Source organism: Borreliella japonica (assembly GCF_030438115.2).
Taxonomy (GTDB): domain Bacteria; phylum Spirochaetota; class Spirochaetia; order Borreliales; family Borreliaceae; genus Borreliella; species Borreliella japonica.
This window is the reverse complement of record NZ_CP124062.1, coordinates 618,338-636,816: the sequence shown is the minus strand read 5'-3', so window position 1 is coordinate 636,816 and position 18,479 is coordinate 618,338. Positions and strand designations below refer to the sequence as shown.

Below are 18,479 nucleotides of genomic sequence, written 5' to 3'. Positions count from 1 at the left end.
GATTAAAAAACCTTTGTTCCATCTGGATATTCCACAATAACTTTAAAATTTTCAGGAAAAGCAAAAATTTTTCGTGATTTAGATTGATCAAAATCTTTAGCTAAGATTGGAATACGATACTTATTTAATGTATTAATAGCAAAATCTGAATTTTCAAGTCCCACTTTAACCGATCCTTTTGCCATAAAATTAGTTCCTCCAAAAAGCTTAGCCTTAAGATTGTTTTTATTAGCACCATTCTCTAGCATTGCATTTATTAACATAGGAATAGCATAAACCCCATATCTTCCCCTTTGAGCAGGAGATATATCAAGATCTGACCTAGCTAGGACATAATGATTCATTCCAATTAAATTACTTAATTCGTCACAAAGCACAACAGCAACACAAGAACCAAGAATTGTAGAAATAACTCTTTTATTTGAAACAAAAGCTTCACCAGGAACTATTATTGTAACATCTCGTTTCAATTTAAAATTAAAATGATTTAACATAAAATTTAATACTCTCTTAAAAAAAATTTACAAAACTCTTATAAAGACCTTGCCAAAACCCTAATTTATTTACCTTATTGCTAAACAAAGCAACATCCCCCACTTTTTCATTTTCTAAAAAAATCATAGCTCTCCCAACAGGCATATCCCCACCAAGAGGAGCAACCAACTTATCAACAGTATAACTTATATTAAGTTTATCAAATTCATCTTTAGTCAAAACACAATAAAAAGGCTCTTTGGAAAAAAGAGCTATTGTATCCACTGTACCATTATAGACTTTTTCTTTTAATTTTACCATTAAAGAAAATTTAGAATATTCGTTAAATCCATACTCAAATAAATTTTTAGCAATCAAAGCTCTCATCCTCTCTCCAGACCCATTAATTCCTCTTTCAACACCCAATACAACTGCTATTAATCTTCTCTCGCCCTTTAAAGCAGTAGCAATAATATTCAAGCCTGATTCCTTAATATATCCCGTTTTAAGACCATCTGAATAAGGATATTCATAAATCAATAAATTAGCATTTCTTTGTTTTAAGTTTAAAAATTTTGATGATGAAGCAGTTCCTAAATTTTTACTCTTTGGATAAACAAAATACTTTAAAGAATGAATATTAAGCATAAACTTAAACTTTTCTATATAAGATTTTGCAAAAAAAGCCATATCTAGTGCTGTGATTTTATTTTCATTACTATATCCAGAAGGTTCAACAAAATGCATATTAAAAAGTCCCAAATTTAAAACATTAATATTCATTAAATTAACAAAGCTATTTAAATCACCTACTACAAACTCAGCAATTGCAACAGAAGCATCATTACCCGACGAGACTGAAAGTCCCTTTAAAATCTCTTCAAAATTAACAATTTGGCCTTTTTCTAAAAACATTAAAGAAGAATTCAAGGGTGCATTATAATATGAAGCAGAATCACTAATAGGGACTATGCTTTTTAATTTTATATTTCGCTTTTCAGCTTCAATTAAAGCTGTATATATTGTAACAATCTTTGTAAGCGATGCCGGGGGAAAAACTAAATTGGGTTTCTTAGAATAAAGTATCCGCTTAGTATCAAAATCCATTAAAACTATTGATTTTGCATGCTTTGACAATTCATTAATCTCTGCTAAATTAACTGCAAAAAGATCAACATAAAGCAGGAAAAAAAATAAAAATAGGGTTAATAAAAATTTTTCAATAACACAGATACTATTCATGTTGTAATATTAAAATTATATATTATTTATTGATTGTTAATTACAATATAAATTAACAAGGAGCCATTTTTTATGAATTCTTATGATTTTGTAACAGCTTTGGTACCAATAATCCTAATAATTATTGGACTTGGCATAATAAAAAAACCCGCTTACTATGTAATACCCATATCATTAATAACCACTGTTGCTATAGTTATATTTTATAAAAACTTAGGAATAGTAAATACAGGTCTTGCAATGCTTGAAGGCGCCTTAATGGGGATATGGCCAATAGCAACTGTAATTATTGCTGCCATATTTACATACAAAATGTCAGAAGATCAAAAAGACATAGAAACCATTAAAATTCTCTTATCAAATGTATCTTCTGATAAAAGAATTATAGTTTTACTAGTAGCATGGGGATTTGGAAATTTTTTAGAAGGAGTTGCTGGATATGGAACTGCTGTTGCAATCCCTGTGTCAATATTAATAGCAATGGGATTTGAACCATTTTTTGCTTGCTTAATCTGTTTAATAATGAACACCTCATCAACCGCTTATGGATCTGTAGGAATTCCTATAATATCTTTAGCTCAAGCAACTAACTTAGATGTTAACACCGTTTCATCTGAGATTGCATTACAACTCATACTTCCAACCTTAGCAATACCTTTTGTACTAGTAATTCTTACAGAAGGGAGCATTAAAGGATTGAAAGGGATATTCCTTCTTACCCTGCTCTCAGGAATATCAATGGCAATATCTCAAGTATTCATATCAAAAACTTTAGGGCCAGAACTTCCCGCAATCCTTGGAAGCATCCTTTCTATGACAATAACAATAATTTATGCAAGGTTTTTTGAAAACAAAGACACACACAACCACCATAGCAAAAAAATAATACCCTTATCAAAAGGAATTAGTGCTTGCTCGCCTTACATTTTAATAGTGCTATTTATTGTACTTGTATCTCCTCTTTTTAACAAAATTTACGAATACCTAAAAACTTTTCAAAGCACCATTAGCATTTATCCAGAAACAAATCCCCTACACTTTAAATGGATTACCTCTCCGGGCTTATTGATTGTACTCGCAACAATAATATCCTATTCAATACGGGGAGTTCCAATATTAAAACAACTAAAAATATTTACACTAACCTTGAAAAAAATGGCATTATCTTCATTTATAATCATATGCATTGTTGCAATATCAAGATTAATGACACACAGCGGAATGATAAAAGATCTTGCTAATGGAATCTCAATAATAACGGGTAAATTTTATCCATTATTTAGCCCACTAATTGGAGCTATTGGGACATTTTTAACAGGAAGTGACACAGTTTCAAATGTTCTTTTTGGACCTTTACAAACACAAATAGCAGAAAATATTGGAGCAAATCCTTACTGGCTAGCAGCAGCAAACACAACAGGAGCAACTGGAGGAAAAATGATTTCTCCTCAAAACATAACAATAGCAACAACAACTGCCGGATTAATTGGAAAAGAGGGCAAGCTTTTATCAAAAACAGTAACTTACGCTTTATACTACATTTTAGCAACGGGATTACTAGTTTATTTAGCATAAATTAATCGTTTAAAATAAATAAGATTAATTGACAATAAAATTAATCTTATTTATAGATTTGAATAATATAAAAATCACAAAATAATAATATGGTATTGAATTTTTACCCAATATTTTAATATTATATATATGTTATATACATGCTATTACATTGTGAGTAGTAATATGTATATAATACATATTATTAACGCGTTTAATAAATGGCTAGAACTAATACAAAGTTTATAGTTACAACAGGAAGGTATAATTATGAAAAATCATATTTTATATAAATTAATTATATTTTTAACTACATCTGTAGCAATATTTGCAGCAGACGAATTAAAGGAAAAAGATGTATTTAAAATAAACCCGTGGGTACCTACATTTGGGTTTGAAAACACAAGTGAGTTCAGACTCGATATAGATGAGCTTGTTCCTGGATTTGAAAACAAAAGCAAAATTACTATTAAACTTAAACCATTTGAAGTTAATCCCGAATTAGGGAAAGACGATCCATTCTCAGCTTACATTAAAGTAGAAGATTTTGCATTAAAAGCAGAAGGCAAAAAAAATGATCAATTCAAAATTGATGTAGGAGATATAACAGCCCAAATCAATATATACGATTTTTTTATTAAAATAAGCACTATGACAGATTTTGATTTTAATAAAGAATCTTTATTTAGTTTTGCTCCTATGACTGGATTCAAAAGTACTTACTACGGATTTCCAAGCAATGACAGAATAGTAAGAGGAACGATTCTTGCAAGAGGTACTTCTAAAAATATAGGAACAATTCAAATGGGATACAAACTCCCACAACTCGACCTTACATTTGCAATAGGAGGAACAGGCACGGGTAACAGAAATCAAGAAAATGACAAAGACACTCCTTACAATAAAACCTATCAAGGAATCCTTTATGGGATTCAAGCGACATGGAAACCAATAAAAAATCTACTTGATCAAAACGAAGATACTAAATCTGTAGTTGCAGAAACACCTTTTGAATTAAGTTTTGGCTTATCAGGAGCTTATGGAAATGAAACATTCAACAATTCATCAATAACATACTCTTTAAAAGACAAATCCGTAGTTGATAACGATTTGTTCAGCCCGACTTTATCAAATTCTGCAATTTTAGCATCTTTTGGAGCTCAATATAAGCTTGGATTAACAAAAATCAACAATAAAAATACCTATCTTATTTTACAAATGGGTACTGATTTCGGAATAGATCCTTTTGCGAGCGATTTTTCCGTATTTGGACACATCTCAAAAGCAGCAAATTCCAAAAAAGGAATATCCTTAGATCCTAGCAAAAAAGCCGAAGATATATTTGATCCAAATGGCAATGCTCTTGATTTTAGCAAAACTAAAGAACTAGGTATTGCATTTTCAACAGGAGCAAGCATAGGATTTGCTTGGAACAAAGATGAAGGTGAAAAAGAATCTTGGAAGGTTAAGGGAGCTGATTCCTATAATAAAATACTATTTGGAGAACAAGACAAAAAATCTGGAGTTGCATTAGGAATAAGCTATGGACAAAATCTCTACAGATCCAAAGATGAAGAAAAAAAATTGAAAACCATATCTGAAAATGCATTTCAAAGCTTAAATATTGAAATCTCAAGCTATGAAGATAGTAAAAAAGGCCTTATGAATGGACTAGGATGGATAACGTCAATAGGACTTTATGATATTTTAAGACAAAAATCTGCAGAAAACTATCTTACAGCAAACCCAAGCACAAACACAAGCAATCAAGCTGGACAAAGTCCAACAAACACACAAACTATAACTCCTAATCTAACATTTGAAGACGCAATGAAACTGGGTATAGCTTTATACCTTGATTATGCAATTCCAATAGCATCCATTTCAACAGAAGCATATGTAGTACCCTATATTGGAGCATACCTTTTAGGACCTTCTAATAAAATCTCAAGCGATGCTACAAAAATTTATTTAAAAACAGGACTCAGCCTTGAAAAACTAATAAGATTTACAACAATTTCTCTTGGATGGGATTCAAATAACATTATAGAACTTGCTAATAAAAACGCAAATAATGCTGCTATTGGAAGTGCTTTCTTGCAATTCAAAGTAGCCTACAGCGGAAGCTAACGGTAAAAGAAGGGCTAAAAGCCCTTCTTTTTTATTTTCAGAAACAAGCTAATCAATTAATTACTTCATATTTCTTTCTTTGCAAATCTTTTCATAAGCATCTTGAATTTTAATAAATTTATCATTTGCATCTTTTTGCCTTACAGGATCATTTGCAAATCTATCAGGATGATATTTTATAACAAGGCTTTTATAAGCCTTTTTAACCTCATCATCACTAGCACTATAAGTCAATCCCAAAACACTATAAGGATTTACAATTTTAATATTAATATCTTTGTAAGCTTCATAACTATCAGATTCAAGCTCAAGAAAAACACCAACATAAGAAATAAATTTCTCAGCTTCTAAGTTTGTATACCCAGAAAGTCTATTAATTTCTTTAAGAGAAGCAAAAAGCCATATAAAAAAATCTTTATGTTGAAAATAGCCAAGCTTAAGGGTATACAAAATTTTATCCGCATTATTATTCTTATTAATAGCAGAATGAAAGATAGTATACAATTCTGATTTACCACGTTCGGATAAATTCAAAGAATTAATAATAAAATTGACATAATTTAGCTGCTCTCCTGTTACAGTCCCCAAAATAGATAGTAATTTAGCCATTAATAAAAAAGAAAGTTTATAAAATTCAAACTCTCTGGATCTAGAATATGAGTAATCTCTTGTAAAGTATATTCTAAAAACACCTAATAAACTAAATAATATCAAAATAAAAGGAAATAATATAAAAAGCATCCCTATTAAAATGGGATTAAAAATAAAAACAAAAAACAATACTAAAAAAAACATTCTAATTAGGCTTGGCATTTATTGATCATAACCTCCAAACATAATTAAGGCATATCAAAATCTTTAATAAATCTTACAACTTCCTTTTTTATTCGTTTTAATTCAATATCAGACCTTGTCTTTAAAGCCCTAACAACAAATTTAGCAACATTTAAAGAATCGCTTTCGTTTAGGCCCCTAGAAGTAATAGCAGCACCTCCAATTCTAATGCCAGAAGCCAAAGAGGGACTTTTTTTATCAAAAGGAATAGCATTTTTATTTAAAGTAATATTTACACTCTCAAGCAATTTCTCAGCATCAGCACCTGTAAGATCCAAAGTACTAAGATCGACCAAAAATAAATGATTATCCGTACCTCCGCTAACAATCCGAAATCCTTCCGATTTGAAATATTCAGCCATAACTTTAGTATTTTTTATTACGTTAGCAATGTATTCTCTGAAATCTTCTTGAAGAGCCTCTCTGAATGCAATAGCCTTACCAGCAATAACATGAACTAAGGGGCCCCCCTGAGTTCCGGGAAAAACTGTAGAATTTACAGCATTAAACAAAGCTTTCTCTTTCCCATTAAAGTTTACTAATTTGTCATAATCTTTTCCAGAAAGTATTATTCCACCTCTTGGCCCTCTTAAAGTTTTATGCGTAGTGCTTGTAGTAAGATGCGCCACATCAATCGGAGAATTATGAAAACCGGCAACAATAAGACCTGCAATATGAGCAATATCGCACAAAAGATATGCAGAAACATCATCGGCTATTTCTCTAAATTTTTTAAAATCAATTTCTCTTGAATAAGAAGAAGCTCCAGCTATTAATAAATTTGGCCTACAATCTCTAGCTATTTTAAGAACCTCATCATAATCAATCAACTCAGAATCTCTAGAAACACCATAAAAATAGGTATTAAAAAATATACCAGAAAAATTCACCCTACTACCATGGGTTAAATGCCCTCCATGAGACAATTGCATACCAAGAATTCTATCACCCGGACTAATAAGAGCCATTATAGCCGCCATATTAGCCTGAGATCCGCTATGGGGCTGAACATTGGCATACTTTGCATCAAAAAGCTCTTTTGCTCTTGAAATTGCTAAAGCTTCAATCTCATCAATAAAAGAACAACCACCATAATATCGATTCAAAGGATATCCTTCAGCATACTTATTGGTTAAGATACTCCCAACAGCCTGCCTTATCTCTAAAGATGTAAAATTTTCAGACGCAATAAGCTCAATATGTTCCCTTTCCCTTAATCTCTCTTTCTCAATTAAATTAAATATTTGATCATCTCTCATCAAAAATTATCCTCCAAAACAAACCTATGCATTAAAGAATACGATCCGTTTGTCAAGCTTTTATACTTCAAAAACCCAGAATCTAAATATCCATCAAAAAAATCATTTTTATCATAATCCTCTTTGCACCCATATTGAATATAGTTCTCAGACATATTTAAAAAATACTTAGAGTTATCCTTATATAATACTGCATTTATTATATCAAAATACACAAAACCAACCCCAGACAAAAAAAATTCAAACCAAAAATGCTCATTTAATTTAAGAGAATTAGGATCATAGTAAAGCCCAACTATATTTCTTAGCGGAATTTCGTACTTTAAAAATAATAAATTTGTAAGAACTATTAAATTGTTAGATGAAATTTTTCTTTCTTTAATAGAATCATTTAAACTTAAATTATTCTCAACAATTTTAAAATTTAAAATCAAAACATCAACAATTGCTTTAGCTAGCTTATAAGCTGAATTATTCCCACCAGTCATAGACAAAATTAAAGAATCTAACGACATTAAATCAACAGAGCTATAAGATAAATAATCTTTTTTTTTGCCTTGAACATACGTTTTGTACTCTTGATTGTTAATATCTTTATTGACCTCAATGCTTTCTAAATATTTAGTATCCAAAAATTCCAAATCAAGCTTATGAACCTTTACCTTAGTCTCAAAAATAAATTTATTTGCCTTCAGGGTTTTAAAAAACAAATTACCAATATTAAAATCAAAGTACCCATTACTACGCTCTGTAATTTTTTGACGCTCATTCTCAATTGGCCTTAAATAGAAGATATTAAAATTAATATCTTCGGGGTTTGAATCTAAATTACTACTAACACCTTGGGTAAAATAGATTTCTTCAATTATTGCAAACTCTTTTGAATCACTCAAAGTCCACTTAAAAAAATTATCTTTAACATAGAACGGGACTTTATTGCTTTGAAGATTGTCCAATAAAACATAAAGTTTCCCATCAGAATTTAAAGTTTTAGGAGAAATAAATTTTACCCTATTCTCAGAAACATCTAAAATATTTTGGGGCAAAATTGTATAAAGTTTATCTTTAGTTTCAAGAAAAATTTGAATAGCACTAGAATGTGAAAACAAATTCATACCCTCCAATAAAGTTGAAGAATTTGCATTTAAAATTATTTTATCCCGTGAGAAAATAGAAGGTATATTTTCTCTATTAAGCTTAACAGGCACTTGTCTACTAATAACAAGAAAAAGCTCGTTGCTAATTCCACTCTCACTTTTTACAAAAATAAGCCCGGAATTTACTTCGTCTGTAATTTTGAAAACTATTTCAGTGTTATTCCAACTAATAATGCTACTTTTAACCAAATAATTATTGTTAATATTAATCTCTCCTACACTATAACCTAAATTACTTCCTTTAATAACAATAACATCCTTGTGTGAAGTAGGAATTGGAGATATATCATAAATAATTGGTTTTGAATAAAATAAAAATCCAGAAAAAATAAATAAAAATAAAAAAATAATAAAAATTAAGCTTAAATAAAAATATTTGTTTTTAAAAAAAATAGCCAAATGCTAGCCTCTTTTAACCTTGGTTCCTTCCTTAGTATCAACCAAAATAAAACCTTTTTTAGCAAAAAACTCTCTAATTTCATCGGCACGCTTAAAATTTTTTTCACATTTAGCTATTCTTCTTTCTTCAATCAAAGTTTTCATATTCTCATCAACAACTACATCATGATTTCCTAAATTTTTTAAAATTTCTTCTCTCAGATTAAGTGACATAATCTCATCAAAAATAAAAGCTAATTTAAGCTTTGAAACAAAGCCTAGATTTTCAGATTTAATTAACTCCCAAAGCAAAGCCAATCCCTGAGAAACATTCAGATCAAAAGAAATTTTTTCTACAAAAGAATAGTAATATTCTTTTTCTGCGCTAGAACCAAATTTTTTTAAATCCCTATTAAGAGCATCTAAATCAACTGGATCTAAAGATGCATAAAAATAACTTAACCTATTTATCATATTTTCTCTAGCAATCCTGCTTGCTTGAAGATTTTCAAATGAAAATTTTAATTGATTTCTATAGTGTGATGTCAAACATAAATATCTAAAATCAAGAGGAGAAAAATTTTGCTCTTTTAAGTCTTTAACTGTAATAAAATTTCCACGTGATTTTGACATTTTATTATAATCCATGATCAAAAATTCTCCATGAACAAAAATATCGCACCATTTCTTATTCAAAAAACATTCTACTATTGCTATTTCATTTATGTGGTGAACTCCAATATGATCAACTCCTCCTAAATGAATATCAAGTGTATCTTTGAAATACTCCAAATTCATAGCAGCACACTCCAAATGCCAACTAGGATAACCAAATCCCCAAGGAGAATCCCATTTCATTTCCTGATTTTTAAATTTAGAATTAGTAAACCATAAAACAAAATCGGTTTTATTCCTTTTAAATCTATCAATATCAACCCTGGAAAAAGTCATATCTTTATCAATCAGGTCAATGCCAGCCATCTCGCCATAACTTTTAAAACAAGAAGTATCAAAATACACATTACCATTAGAAAAATAAGTAATTTTTTTTTCTTCAAGAATTTTAATAACCTCTATCATGATAGGAATATGTTTGCTAGCAATAAGCACTTTATTGGGATATACAACATTTAGTTTTCTACAATCCTTAAAAAAAGCTTCCGTAAAAAACTTACTAATTTCATAAACTGTAAGACCTTTTTCCCTTGCGGTCTTGGCAACTTTATCTTCTCCATCATCAAGATCGCCTGTTAAGTGCCCAATATCTGTAATATTCATCGCATAATCAACTTTATACCCTAAAAACCTTAAAGATTTAATTAATAAATCCCCAAAAATATAGGTTCTAAAATTTCCAATGTGAGCATAATTATAAACAGTAGGTCCGCAAGCGTACACTTTGACATCATCAAAATTTGTTAATTCCGAAAAATTCTTTGTTCTAGTATTATATAATCTTAAAATCATACAGTTCTCAAAAATTGAAAAAATAAAAAGTCTAATTTATTATTAAGTAAGTATGCTTAAAAGCCTAAATAATTTTTTTAAAAAAATCAATATAAAGCCTCAAACAAAAAATCTGGCTGACTATACAACATATAAAATTGGAAACATTTCAAGATTATTTCTCATTCCTAAAAATATTCAAGAAGCAGAAAATATTTTTAAAGCAGCAATAGAAGAAAAAATCAAACTATTTATCCTTGGGGGAGGATCCAATATTTTAGTCAATGACGAGAAAGAACTTGATTTTCCGATAGTATACACAGGACATCTAAAAAGAATAGAAATTCACGACAATAAAATTATCGCTGAATGTGGTGCAAATTTCGAAAATTTATGTAAAATTGCACTCAACAACAGCTTAAGTGGCCTAGAATTTATCTATGGACTACCTGGAACACTGGGGGGCGCTGTATGGATGAATGCTAGAAGCTTTGGAAATGAAATATCTGAAATAATAAAAAAAATTACATTTATAAATGATAAAGGAAAAACTATTAGCAAAGAATTTAAAAAAGAAGACTTTAAGTATAAAGTATCACCTTTTCAAAATAAAAACTTTCTTATATTAAAAATTGAATTGAATTTAAAAAAAGAAAATAGAAAAAATATTGAAGAAAAAATGAATAAAAACAAACAAGCAAGGATAAACAAAGGTCACTATTTATTCCCAAGCAGTGGAAGTACTTTTAAAAACAATAAAGCATTTCTCAAACCTAGTGGACAAATAATTGAAGAGTGCAAACTTAAAGGACTAAGCATTGGGGGCGCTGCGGTATCTAAATATCATGGAAACTTTATTATCAACATTAACAATGCCACTTCAAATGACATAAAAAGTTTAATTGAAAAAGTAAAAACTGAAGTTTATTCAAAAACCGGCCTTTTACTCGAAGAAGAAGTCCTTTACATAGGATTTAAAAATCAAAAAAGCTAAAAAAGAATATCTTTAATCTCATTATTAATCTTTCGAATCAATTCCTTTGTTTTTAATATCTTATCCTTAGAAGATTTCACCAAAAATGAATATTCTTGAAGAGAACTTATTGCATCTAAATTCATCTTAGAAACTTTAAACTCTTTTAAATCTTGACTGAAATTGTTAAACTTACTGCTAACAAAAAAATGGTTATTAAATATTTCTTTATACATATTCTTAGCATCTCTGATCTTAGTATCGTGAGACAAATACCTTTCTTTAAACTCACCAATTTCTTTAAAATGCTTGGCAAGAGTAAGATCTACTTTATCATGTCTTGAAAAATTACTATCCACATTATCTTGAATATCTATAAAATTTTTATAAATTGTATCAATCTCTGAATTAATTACTGCAATAATGCTATCAACCGTTTTAAGTTCATCTTTAATGGTTTTAGAATATTTTCCAGAATTAATAGCAAGCTTTCTAATCTCCTCAGCAACAACTGCAAAACTTTTACCTGCATCACCTGCTTTTGCTGCTTCAATTGCTGCATTCATAGCAAGCATATTAGTTTGAGCTGAGATTGAAACTAAAAGTTTATTTGCACTTTGCAAGCTGTTCGTTTGAGACAAAAGATCTGCAAAATTTTTATTCACATTTTCAAAAACAATATTTAAATCAAAAACTTTACTTTTAATATTTTCAATATCAGCAGAATTTGTAGTAGCGACTTTATTAAAAATTTCCAAATTTTTATCTATGCTATAAAAAAAACTAACATTCTCTTCAAAATTTGAAGAGATTTCTGACATATACTTATTGTGGTCATTAATCGGATCAGCAACAGATTCAAAGCCTTTTGAAATATCAGCAATTGACTTTTCAAATCTAGAAAAAGCATCTTTTAGTTGCTCGTAAGCTAAAACGCTAGAATCTATACTCTCAGTATTTAACATAACAGCTTCTATTTGCTCCAAATAATCATTCAAATCTTCAGAATAAAATTTTATCTTCTCAAAAGATTCGTTACTCTTAGACGACAAACTGTCTAGCTTTGAACTCATATAAGAAATAATAGCCGAAGAATACTTAACCTCTAAAGGAGACTCAAGACTAAAAGGATCGCTTTTTGATTTTTGATAATCAACAATTTTGTTAAAATCATTAATTAATGAAAAAATGAAAGTATTGCACAAATAAAACACAATCGCAAAAGATAATAGTAAAAATATTAAAAACACAACCCAATTTGACTTAAACATAATAGGAATGGAATTGACATTAAAAATCAATCCTTGAATCAAAAAATCATCAATTTTTACAAAGTTTAAAGAATAAAAATCGCTTCCATAATTAAAAGTGTACTGAAAAGCAGAAGAATCTTTTTTAGTATAAGCTATAACTTTGTTCAGAACATTTTCACTATAAACCTTAGAAAAAGATTTGGTCTTAAGATTATTAAGGTTTAAAAAAATAGGTTCATAATTTCTGTCAAGCATAAAAAAATTATAATTCTTGCTGCTAAATTTAAGAGAAGAATACAGCTGATTTTCAATAATATCAAACGAATCATCAAAACATACCAAAATGCCCATCACACCCAATGTTGCAACAGAATCCCTAACAGGAAAACTTACTATAGAATAAATTTTCCCATCTATTCTCATATACCTTGAATAATATTTAGAATTTTTTTCTACAGGAACAGAATAAATTGGATCTAATCTAACATCTTTTAAGCCTAAAAATGAAAAATTTGAATTTGATATTAAGACATTCTTCCCTATAGGAATATAAAATATACCTTCGAGTGAATTTTCTGCTACAGGAATAGTTTTAAAAATTTTATCTATAGAGCTAAATTCTCTTGACTTTAAAAACAAATCGATATTTTCAGATAAACTATCACTCAATTTTAAACTTGAAGACAAAAGAAAACTCTTTGAAGAATTCACCAATATCCCAAACCTATAGCTATCTTTTACAAGCTCCTCAAGAAACCTAGAAGATTCTAAATACTTAGCCTTCATAAAAACAGACACACTGTTTAAAAACAACTTAGCATCAAATTTAAAGCGATCCAAATATTCATTTTTATGATTAACATAAGCATAGCCTATGAATAAAAAATTAAAAAAAAGAAATCCAAATAAAACTAGATAAAGAAATCGTTTAGTACTTTTCAGATTAACATCTATTAAATTTTCATCAGTCATAAAAGCTCTCCAAACATAACATTAACATGATTAAAATCTTAAAACAAAACTTTCGCCTTCATAAATCACATATAAATAATTACTAATAACAATTGGCAAATTAGACTTTTCTTTCTGAATATTAAGGATTAAATCCTCAAATATTTGCAAATAATTATTTTATTATTTAGCTACATGTATATATAATTATATAATAAAACATATAGAATACTAAAAGTTTAATATTTTAAAAATTTTATGAAAAATCAAAACTTTGAGAGGACTTAGTGAAAAAAAAGAAACTCAACTCCAACCTTTTTTATAAATTCAATTTTATAATTTTAGCATATACAATAATCATTATTGCAACAACCTTTTTACTATTAGATCAAGGCTATAAAAAAATCATATCAAAAGAACTTCAAGACTTTACAAAATTCATTAACCAAGCAATGATTAAAAGCTTTTCTGATGAATCTAAAGAAATAATAAAAACTTTAAGCGTATTGACAACTAGGTACGATTATAAATCTGCAATTCTAAATAACAAAAGTGAGGAGCATTTAGTATCCGACAAGATTTTAGTTACACTCCCGTCCTTTATTAAAATAATAGAGTATGCAAACAAAGATGGATACATAATCGCATCAAGTGAGAAAAAAAGAACCGGTCAATATATGAGCTTAAAAGAATTGCTCTTAGGCAAAGCTATAACTACATTTCAAATTTCAATTCTTCACAACAGTTTGTCAAAAATAAATAACAATTTTTACATTCCAATAACATATAAAATAACAGATTCAAAAAAATCTAATATTGGATATATTATTTTATATGCCGACATTTCAGAAAAAATTGCTGAACTAAAAGAATATCTTTTACTGCTTTTGGAAAACTCTTTACTAGAACAAAATGCAAGCAGCCAAAACTCATCAAAATACTTTAATATATACATAATAAACAGCAGTGGAGATGCATTTGGAGGAAAAGATGAAGTTTTAAAAAACATAAAACACATATTTGGCTTTAATGCAAAAACATTAACTCAAATATTAAACGTATTGTCTCAAGGAAAATCAAATTACAATACAAGCAATTCAAATGAAATAATCTCCTTAGCAAGAATCACAACATCTAATTGGTACTTGGGAATAAAAATAGACTATAATAACATATTTTCAAAAGAATTTAAACATATGAGATTGGTCTCGCTTACCATTATATTTATTTTGGTAATAATTTTCATATTAATAATGATATCAACCATAAAAACTTTAATAATATCAAAAATAGATAAACTCAATGCTGTCATTCCAAAGGTTAAAAACGGTGACTTAACATTTAAAATCGAAGCAAAAGGTAAAGATTCAATTAGTTCTACAATAAATCTTTTCGGTCATTTTATTGAAAATCTAAAAAATGTAATTAATTCATTACAAGAACGAGTAAGGCTGTTGAAAGAAAATGGAGACCATTTATTTAGTGAAATAAATAAAACCCACAATACAATAAAAAATTCAAATCAATATATAGAAAAAACACAAGAAGAGGTAGAAAAACAAGTAGAATTCATCTCTAATACAACAAACGTAATTGAAAGTCTTTCAAAAAATATTTCATCTCTTGACAACTCAATTGAAACTCAAGCTGCAAGCGTTGAACAATCCTCATCAGCTATCGAAGAAATGATAGGAGGCATACAATCAATAACAGAAATAACTCAAAAAGCTGCAAAAAGCACAGAAGAACTAAAAAGATTCTCTGATGATGGACGAAAAAAACAAGAAGAAGTTATTGCTCAAATCAAAGAAATTTTCAAAAACTCGACAAGATTGCAAGAAGCAAACTCTTTAATCTCATCTATAGCTAGTCAAACTAACTTGCTCTCAATGAACGCTGCAATTGAAGCATCTCATGCTGGTGAAGCTGGAAAAGGATTTGCTATTGTTGCAGAAGAAATAAAAGATTTAGCAGAACAAGTAACATCACAATCAGAATCCGTTGCTTCATCAATTAACGAAATAATGGATTCAATAACCAAAACCGTAAACACTTCTGAATTAACAAATAAAGCTTTCAATCAAATATTCGATTCAATCAATCTAGTTGTTCAAGTAATAGAAGAAATAAATCATACAATGCAAGAGCAATCAATAGGTAGCCAAGAAATTTTAAAGGCTTTAAATACAATGAGGGAAATAACATATGAAGTAAAAATTGGCTCAAATGATATGTTTAGAGGCAACAAAGAAATCATTAGCACTGTTAAACTGTTAGGAGAAATTAACATTACAGTATCAAACTCAATGAAAGGTTTAAAAGAAGAGATTAATAAACTGGTAGAAGCAATTGAGCGTATTAAAATTTTAGGAACTACAAATTCAAGCCATATTTCTGAAATTAGTGAAAGCATAAATCAATTTAAAACCAAATAAAATAGACTAAAAGGAAATAATATGCAAAAAAAGACATTTTATACCGTTGAAAAATATCTTAAAAGTCATTTAATGTTATTTCCTATTTTTGCTTATACAAAAAACTTTTCAGACGCTAGTATCATATCTGTTTGGATTTCACTATGCATTATATTCCCTGCCTTAATAATCAATCAAATAGAATTAAAAAAGCATAAAAGTCACATATTAGGAATATATCTAGTAATAATAGGAATTATTACTAGCCTAACTTACTTATTCATGCTCTATTTAACGCCAACCTTATACAAAGAATTCAAATTTTCAATACCCATTTTAATAGCCATAATAATATCATTCCATAAAAACGAGCCTTTTAAAATCCTAAAAAATCCATCGATGATAATCAAATATTCTAAAATTCCAATTTTAATTTTCATTGCTTTAAGCTCAACAATTTCACTTATTAGAGAAATATTAAACACAGGTAATTTAAAACTTTTTAACAAAGAGATACCTATAATAAAAGGGCTTATAAATACAAAAATGTTAGCCCATAGCTCAAACATTTTTATTGTAGCATCTTTAATTTTACTATTAATCAATATGCTAACAGGTGTTAATAAAGAGGAAAAAAATGACTAAAAGTGTTAAAGGACATATTAAAGACGAAATTAGCATTATAGTTGCCAATTTAGCATTATCAAAAAATATAAAGCTAGACAAAATAAACATTAATATTCAAAAGCCCCCAAAAAGTGATTTGGGGGATATTTCCATATTAATATTTGAACTTAGTAAAACTTTGAAACTTCCTATTGCAACTATTTCTGAAGAAATAATAAAAAACCTTGAAAATAAATACGAAATTAAAGCTATGGGGCCTTACTTAAACATCAAAATTCCTAGAAAAGAATACATAAACAATACTATACAAATGATAAATACCCAAAAAGATGCCTATGGAACAAGTAAATATCTAGACAATAAAAAAATAATATTAGAATTTTCATCGCCAAATACAAACAAACCACTACATGTGGGGCATCTTAGAAATGACGCAATAGGAGAAAGTCTCTCAAGAATATTAAAAGCTGTGGGTGCAAAAATTACAAAAATAAACTTAATAAACGATCGGGGAGTTCATATCTGCAAATCAATGCTTGCATACAAAAAATTTGGAAATGGCATTACCCCTGAAAAAGCTTTTAAAAAAGGAGACCATTTGATTGGTGATTTTTATGTTAGGTACAACAAATACTCACAAGAAAATAAAAATGCTGAAGAAGAAATTCAAGACCTACTTTTAAAATGGGAACAAAAAGATGAAAGCACAATTGAACTTTGGCAAAAGCTAAATAAATGGGCAATTGAAGGAATAAAAGAAACTTACAAAATTACAAACACCTCATTTGATAAAATTTACCTTGAGAGTGAAATTTTTAAAATTGGGAAAAATGTTGTATTAGAAGGACTTGAAAAAAGATTTTGTTACAAACGAAAAGATGGTGCAATATGCATTGATTTGCCCTTAGATTCAAATGAAAAAACTGACAACAAAGCAAAACAAAAAGTACTCATAAGATCAAACGGAACATCTATCTATCTTACCCAAGACTTAGGAAATATAGCAGTTAGAATAAAAGAATTTGATTTTGACGAAATGATTTATGTGGTTGGAAGTGAACAAATTCAGCACTTTAAAAATTTATTTTTTGTATCAGAAAAATTGGGAATTTCTAAAAACAAAAAACTTCTTCATTTGTCATACGGAATGGTCAATCTTATTGATGGCAAAATGAAATCAAGAGAAGGCAATGTAATTGACGGGGATAATTTAATCTTAGAGCTAATAGAATCAATAATGCCTGAAATTACACAAAAAATTGAGAACAAAGAGAACGCTAAAAAAAATGCTTTAAATATTGCTCTAGGAGCAATTCACTATTATCTGTTAAAATCAGCTGTACATAAAGATATTATATTTAACAAAAAAGAAAGCCTATCTTTTACAGGAAATTCTGGACCATATATCCAATACGTTGGAGCAAGAATTAATAGCATTCTTGAAAAATATAACACACTTTCTATTTCCATAATGGGAAAAATTAATTTTGAACTTTTAAAACACGAAAAAGAGTGGGATATTATAAAAATAATATCGGAACTAGAAGAAAATGTAATCAAAGCGGCAAAAGACTTAAACCCCTCAATACTTGCCAGCTATTCATACTCGCTTGCAAAGAATTTTAGCGCATACTATCAAGAAGTTAAAGTAATAGATACAAACAACATTAATTTAACAGCCGCAAGAATTGAATTTTTAAAAGCCATTCTACAAACAATAAAAAATTGCATGTACCTGCTCAATATTCCTTATATGTTAAAAATGTAGACAAGAAAATGCTATAAAA

The 18,479-nt window shown here is 28.7% G+C and carries 13 protein-coding genes; 6 read left to right on the top strand and 7 right to left on the bottom strand.

What is annotated here, in order from left to right:
- Window positions 1-2 precede the first annotated feature (2 nt).
- Together QIA21_RS03635 and QIA21_RS03630 are read right to left on the bottom strand one after the other, a co-directional pair.
- Entirely contained in the window at window positions 3-494 is a 492-nt protein-coding gene (locus QIA21_RS03635) for a chemotaxis protein CheD (protein WP_301393171.1), read from the bottom strand.
- A 16-nt stretch (window positions 495-510) separates the two neighbouring features.
- Window positions 511-1,716: a D-alanyl-D-alanine carboxypeptidase family protein gene (locus QIA21_RS03630; protein WP_301393170.1), complete on the bottom strand. Its 1,206-nt coding sequence runs from the start codon at window positions 1,714-1,716 to the stop codon at window positions 511-513.
- Window positions 1,717-1,788: 72 nt separating this feature from the next.
- Between QIA21_RS03630 and QIA21_RS03625 the strand changes: the two genes are divergently transcribed.
- A complete protein-coding gene (locus QIA21_RS03625; protein WP_301393169.1) occupies window positions 1,789-3,291 on the top strand; it encodes a lactate permease LctP family transporter in 1,503 nt (500 codons plus the stop codon).
- A 249-nt stretch (window positions 3,292-3,540) separates the two neighbouring features.
- The gene (locus QIA21_RS03620) at window positions 3,541-5,400 is read left to right on the top strand and encodes an integrin-binding adhesin P66 family protein (RefSeq protein ID WP_301393168.1); all 1,860 of its coding nucleotides are present in this window, start codon (window positions 3,541-3,543) and stop codon (window positions 5,398-5,400) included.
- A gap of 60 nt (window positions 5,401-5,460) precedes the next feature.
- On the opposite strand, the gene QIA21_RS03615 is transcribed toward QIA21_RS03620, so the two are convergent.
- The 4 genes from QIA21_RS03615 to QIA21_RS03600 are packed head-to-tail and all read right to left on the bottom strand — an operon-like array spanning window position 5,461 to window position 10,495.
- On the bottom strand, window positions 5,461-6,213 hold the full coding sequence (locus tag QIA21_RS03615) for a J domain-containing protein (RefSeq protein ID WP_301393167.1): 753 nt from the start codon (window positions 6,211-6,213) through the stop codon (window positions 5,461-5,463).
- Between the two features lie 26 nt (window positions 6,214-6,239).
- The gene (glyA, locus tag QIA21_RS03610; RefSeq protein ID WP_301393166.1) at window positions 6,240-7,493 is read right to left on the bottom strand and encodes a serine hydroxymethyltransferase; all 1,254 of its coding nucleotides are present in this window, start codon (window positions 7,491-7,493) and stop codon (window positions 6,240-6,242) included.
- Window positions 7,493-9,049: a DNA-binding protein gene (locus tag QIA21_RS03605; protein ID WP_301393165.1), complete on the bottom strand. Its 1,557-nt coding sequence runs from the start codon at window positions 9,047-9,049 to the stop codon at window positions 7,493-7,495. Before QIA21_RS03605 ends, glyA begins: the two co-directional genes overlap by 1 nt.
- A gap of 3 nt (window positions 9,050-9,052) precedes the next feature.
- Window positions 9,053-10,495, bottom strand: coding sequence for a cysteine--tRNA ligase (locus QIA21_RS03600; protein WP_301393164.1), 1,443 nt, complete (start codon window positions 10,493-10,495; stop codon window positions 9,053-9,055).
- Window positions 10,496-10,547: 52 nt separating this feature from the next.
- Here QIA21_RS03600 and murB point away from each other — a divergent pair, with 52 nt between their 5' ends.
- Window positions 10,548-11,468, top strand: a complete 921-nt coding sequence (gene murB / locus QIA21_RS03595; RefSeq protein WP_301393163.1) for a UDP-N-acetylmuramate dehydrogenase — start codon at window positions 10,548-10,550, stop codon at window positions 11,466-11,468.
- Here murB and QIA21_RS03590 read toward each other — a convergent pair.
- Window positions 11,465-13,672, bottom strand: a complete 2,208-nt coding sequence (locus QIA21_RS03590) for a methyl-accepting chemotaxis protein (RefSeq protein ID WP_301393162.1) — start codon at window positions 13,670-13,672, stop codon at window positions 11,465-11,467. The genes murB and QIA21_RS03590 overlap by 4 nt on opposite strands.
- Before the next feature lie 266 nt (window positions 13,673-13,938).
- On the opposite strand from QIA21_RS03590, the gene QIA21_RS03585 reads away from it, so the two are divergent.
- Genes QIA21_RS03585 through argS form a run of 3 tightly spaced genes read left to right on the top strand, consistent with a single transcriptional unit; the run spans window position 13,939 to window position 18,460 of the window.
- Complete coding sequence (locus QIA21_RS03585; RefSeq protein WP_301393161.1) at window positions 13,939-16,086, top strand: methyl-accepting chemotaxis protein; 2,148 nt, start codon at window positions 13,939-13,941, stop codon at window positions 16,084-16,086.
- Between the two features lie 21 nt (window positions 16,087-16,107).
- Window positions 16,108-16,710 (top strand): hypothetical protein, encoded by a 603-nt coding sequence (locus tag QIA21_RS03580; protein WP_301393160.1) that lies wholly within the window; start codon window positions 16,108-16,110, stop codon window positions 16,708-16,710.
- A complete protein-coding gene (gene argS, locus QIA21_RS03575; RefSeq protein WP_301393159.1) occupies window positions 16,703-18,460 on the top strand; it encodes an arginine--tRNA ligase in 1,758 nt (585 codons plus the stop codon). The genes QIA21_RS03580 and argS overlap by 8 nt, the downstream gene beginning before the upstream one ends.
- Window positions 18,461-18,479 lie beyond the last annotated feature (19 nt).

What these genes read in the sequence shown, in the direction of transcription:
- QIA21_RS03635 (WP_301393171.1), bottom strand. Translation starts at nt 494, where the DNA reads ATGTTAAATCATTTTAATTTTAAATTGAAACGAGATGTTACAATAATA.
- QIA21_RS03630 (WP_301393170.1), bottom strand. Translation starts at nt 1,716, where the DNA reads ATGAATAGTATCTGTGTTATTGAAAAATTTTTATTAACCCTATTTTTA.
- QIA21_RS03625 (WP_301393169.1), top strand. Translation starts at nt 1,789, where the DNA reads ATGAATTCTTATGATTTTGTAACAGCTTTGGTACCAATAATCCTAATA.
- QIA21_RS03620 (WP_301393168.1), top strand. Translation starts at nt 3,541, where the DNA reads ATGAAAAATCATATTTTATATAAATTAATTATATTTTTAACTACATCT.
- QIA21_RS03615 (WP_301393167.1), bottom strand. Translation starts at nt 6,213, where the DNA reads ATGCCAAGCCTAATTAGAATGTTTTTTTTAGTATTGTTTTTTGTTTTT.
- glyA (WP_301393166.1), bottom strand. Translation starts at nt 7,493, where the DNA reads ATGAGAGATGATCAAATATTTAATTTAATTGAGAAAGAGAGATTAAGG.
- QIA21_RS03600 (WP_301393164.1), bottom strand. Translation starts at nt 10,495, where the DNA reads ATGATTTTAAGATTATATAATACTAGAACAAAGAATTTTTCGGAATTA.
- murB (WP_301393163.1), top strand. Translation starts at nt 10,548, where the DNA reads ATGCTTAAAAGCCTAAATAATTTTTTTAAAAAAATCAATATAAAGCCT.
- QIA21_RS03590 (WP_301393162.1), bottom strand. Translation starts at nt 13,672, where the DNA reads ATGACTGATGAAAATTTAATAGATGTTAATCTGAAAAGTACTAAACGA.
- QIA21_RS03580 (WP_301393160.1), top strand. Translation starts at nt 16,108, where the DNA reads ATGCAAAAAAAGACATTTTATACCGTTGAAAAATATCTTAAAAGTCAT.
- argS (WP_301393159.1), top strand. Translation starts at nt 16,703, where the DNA reads ATGACTAAAAGTGTTAAAGGACATATTAAAGACGAAATTAGCATTATA.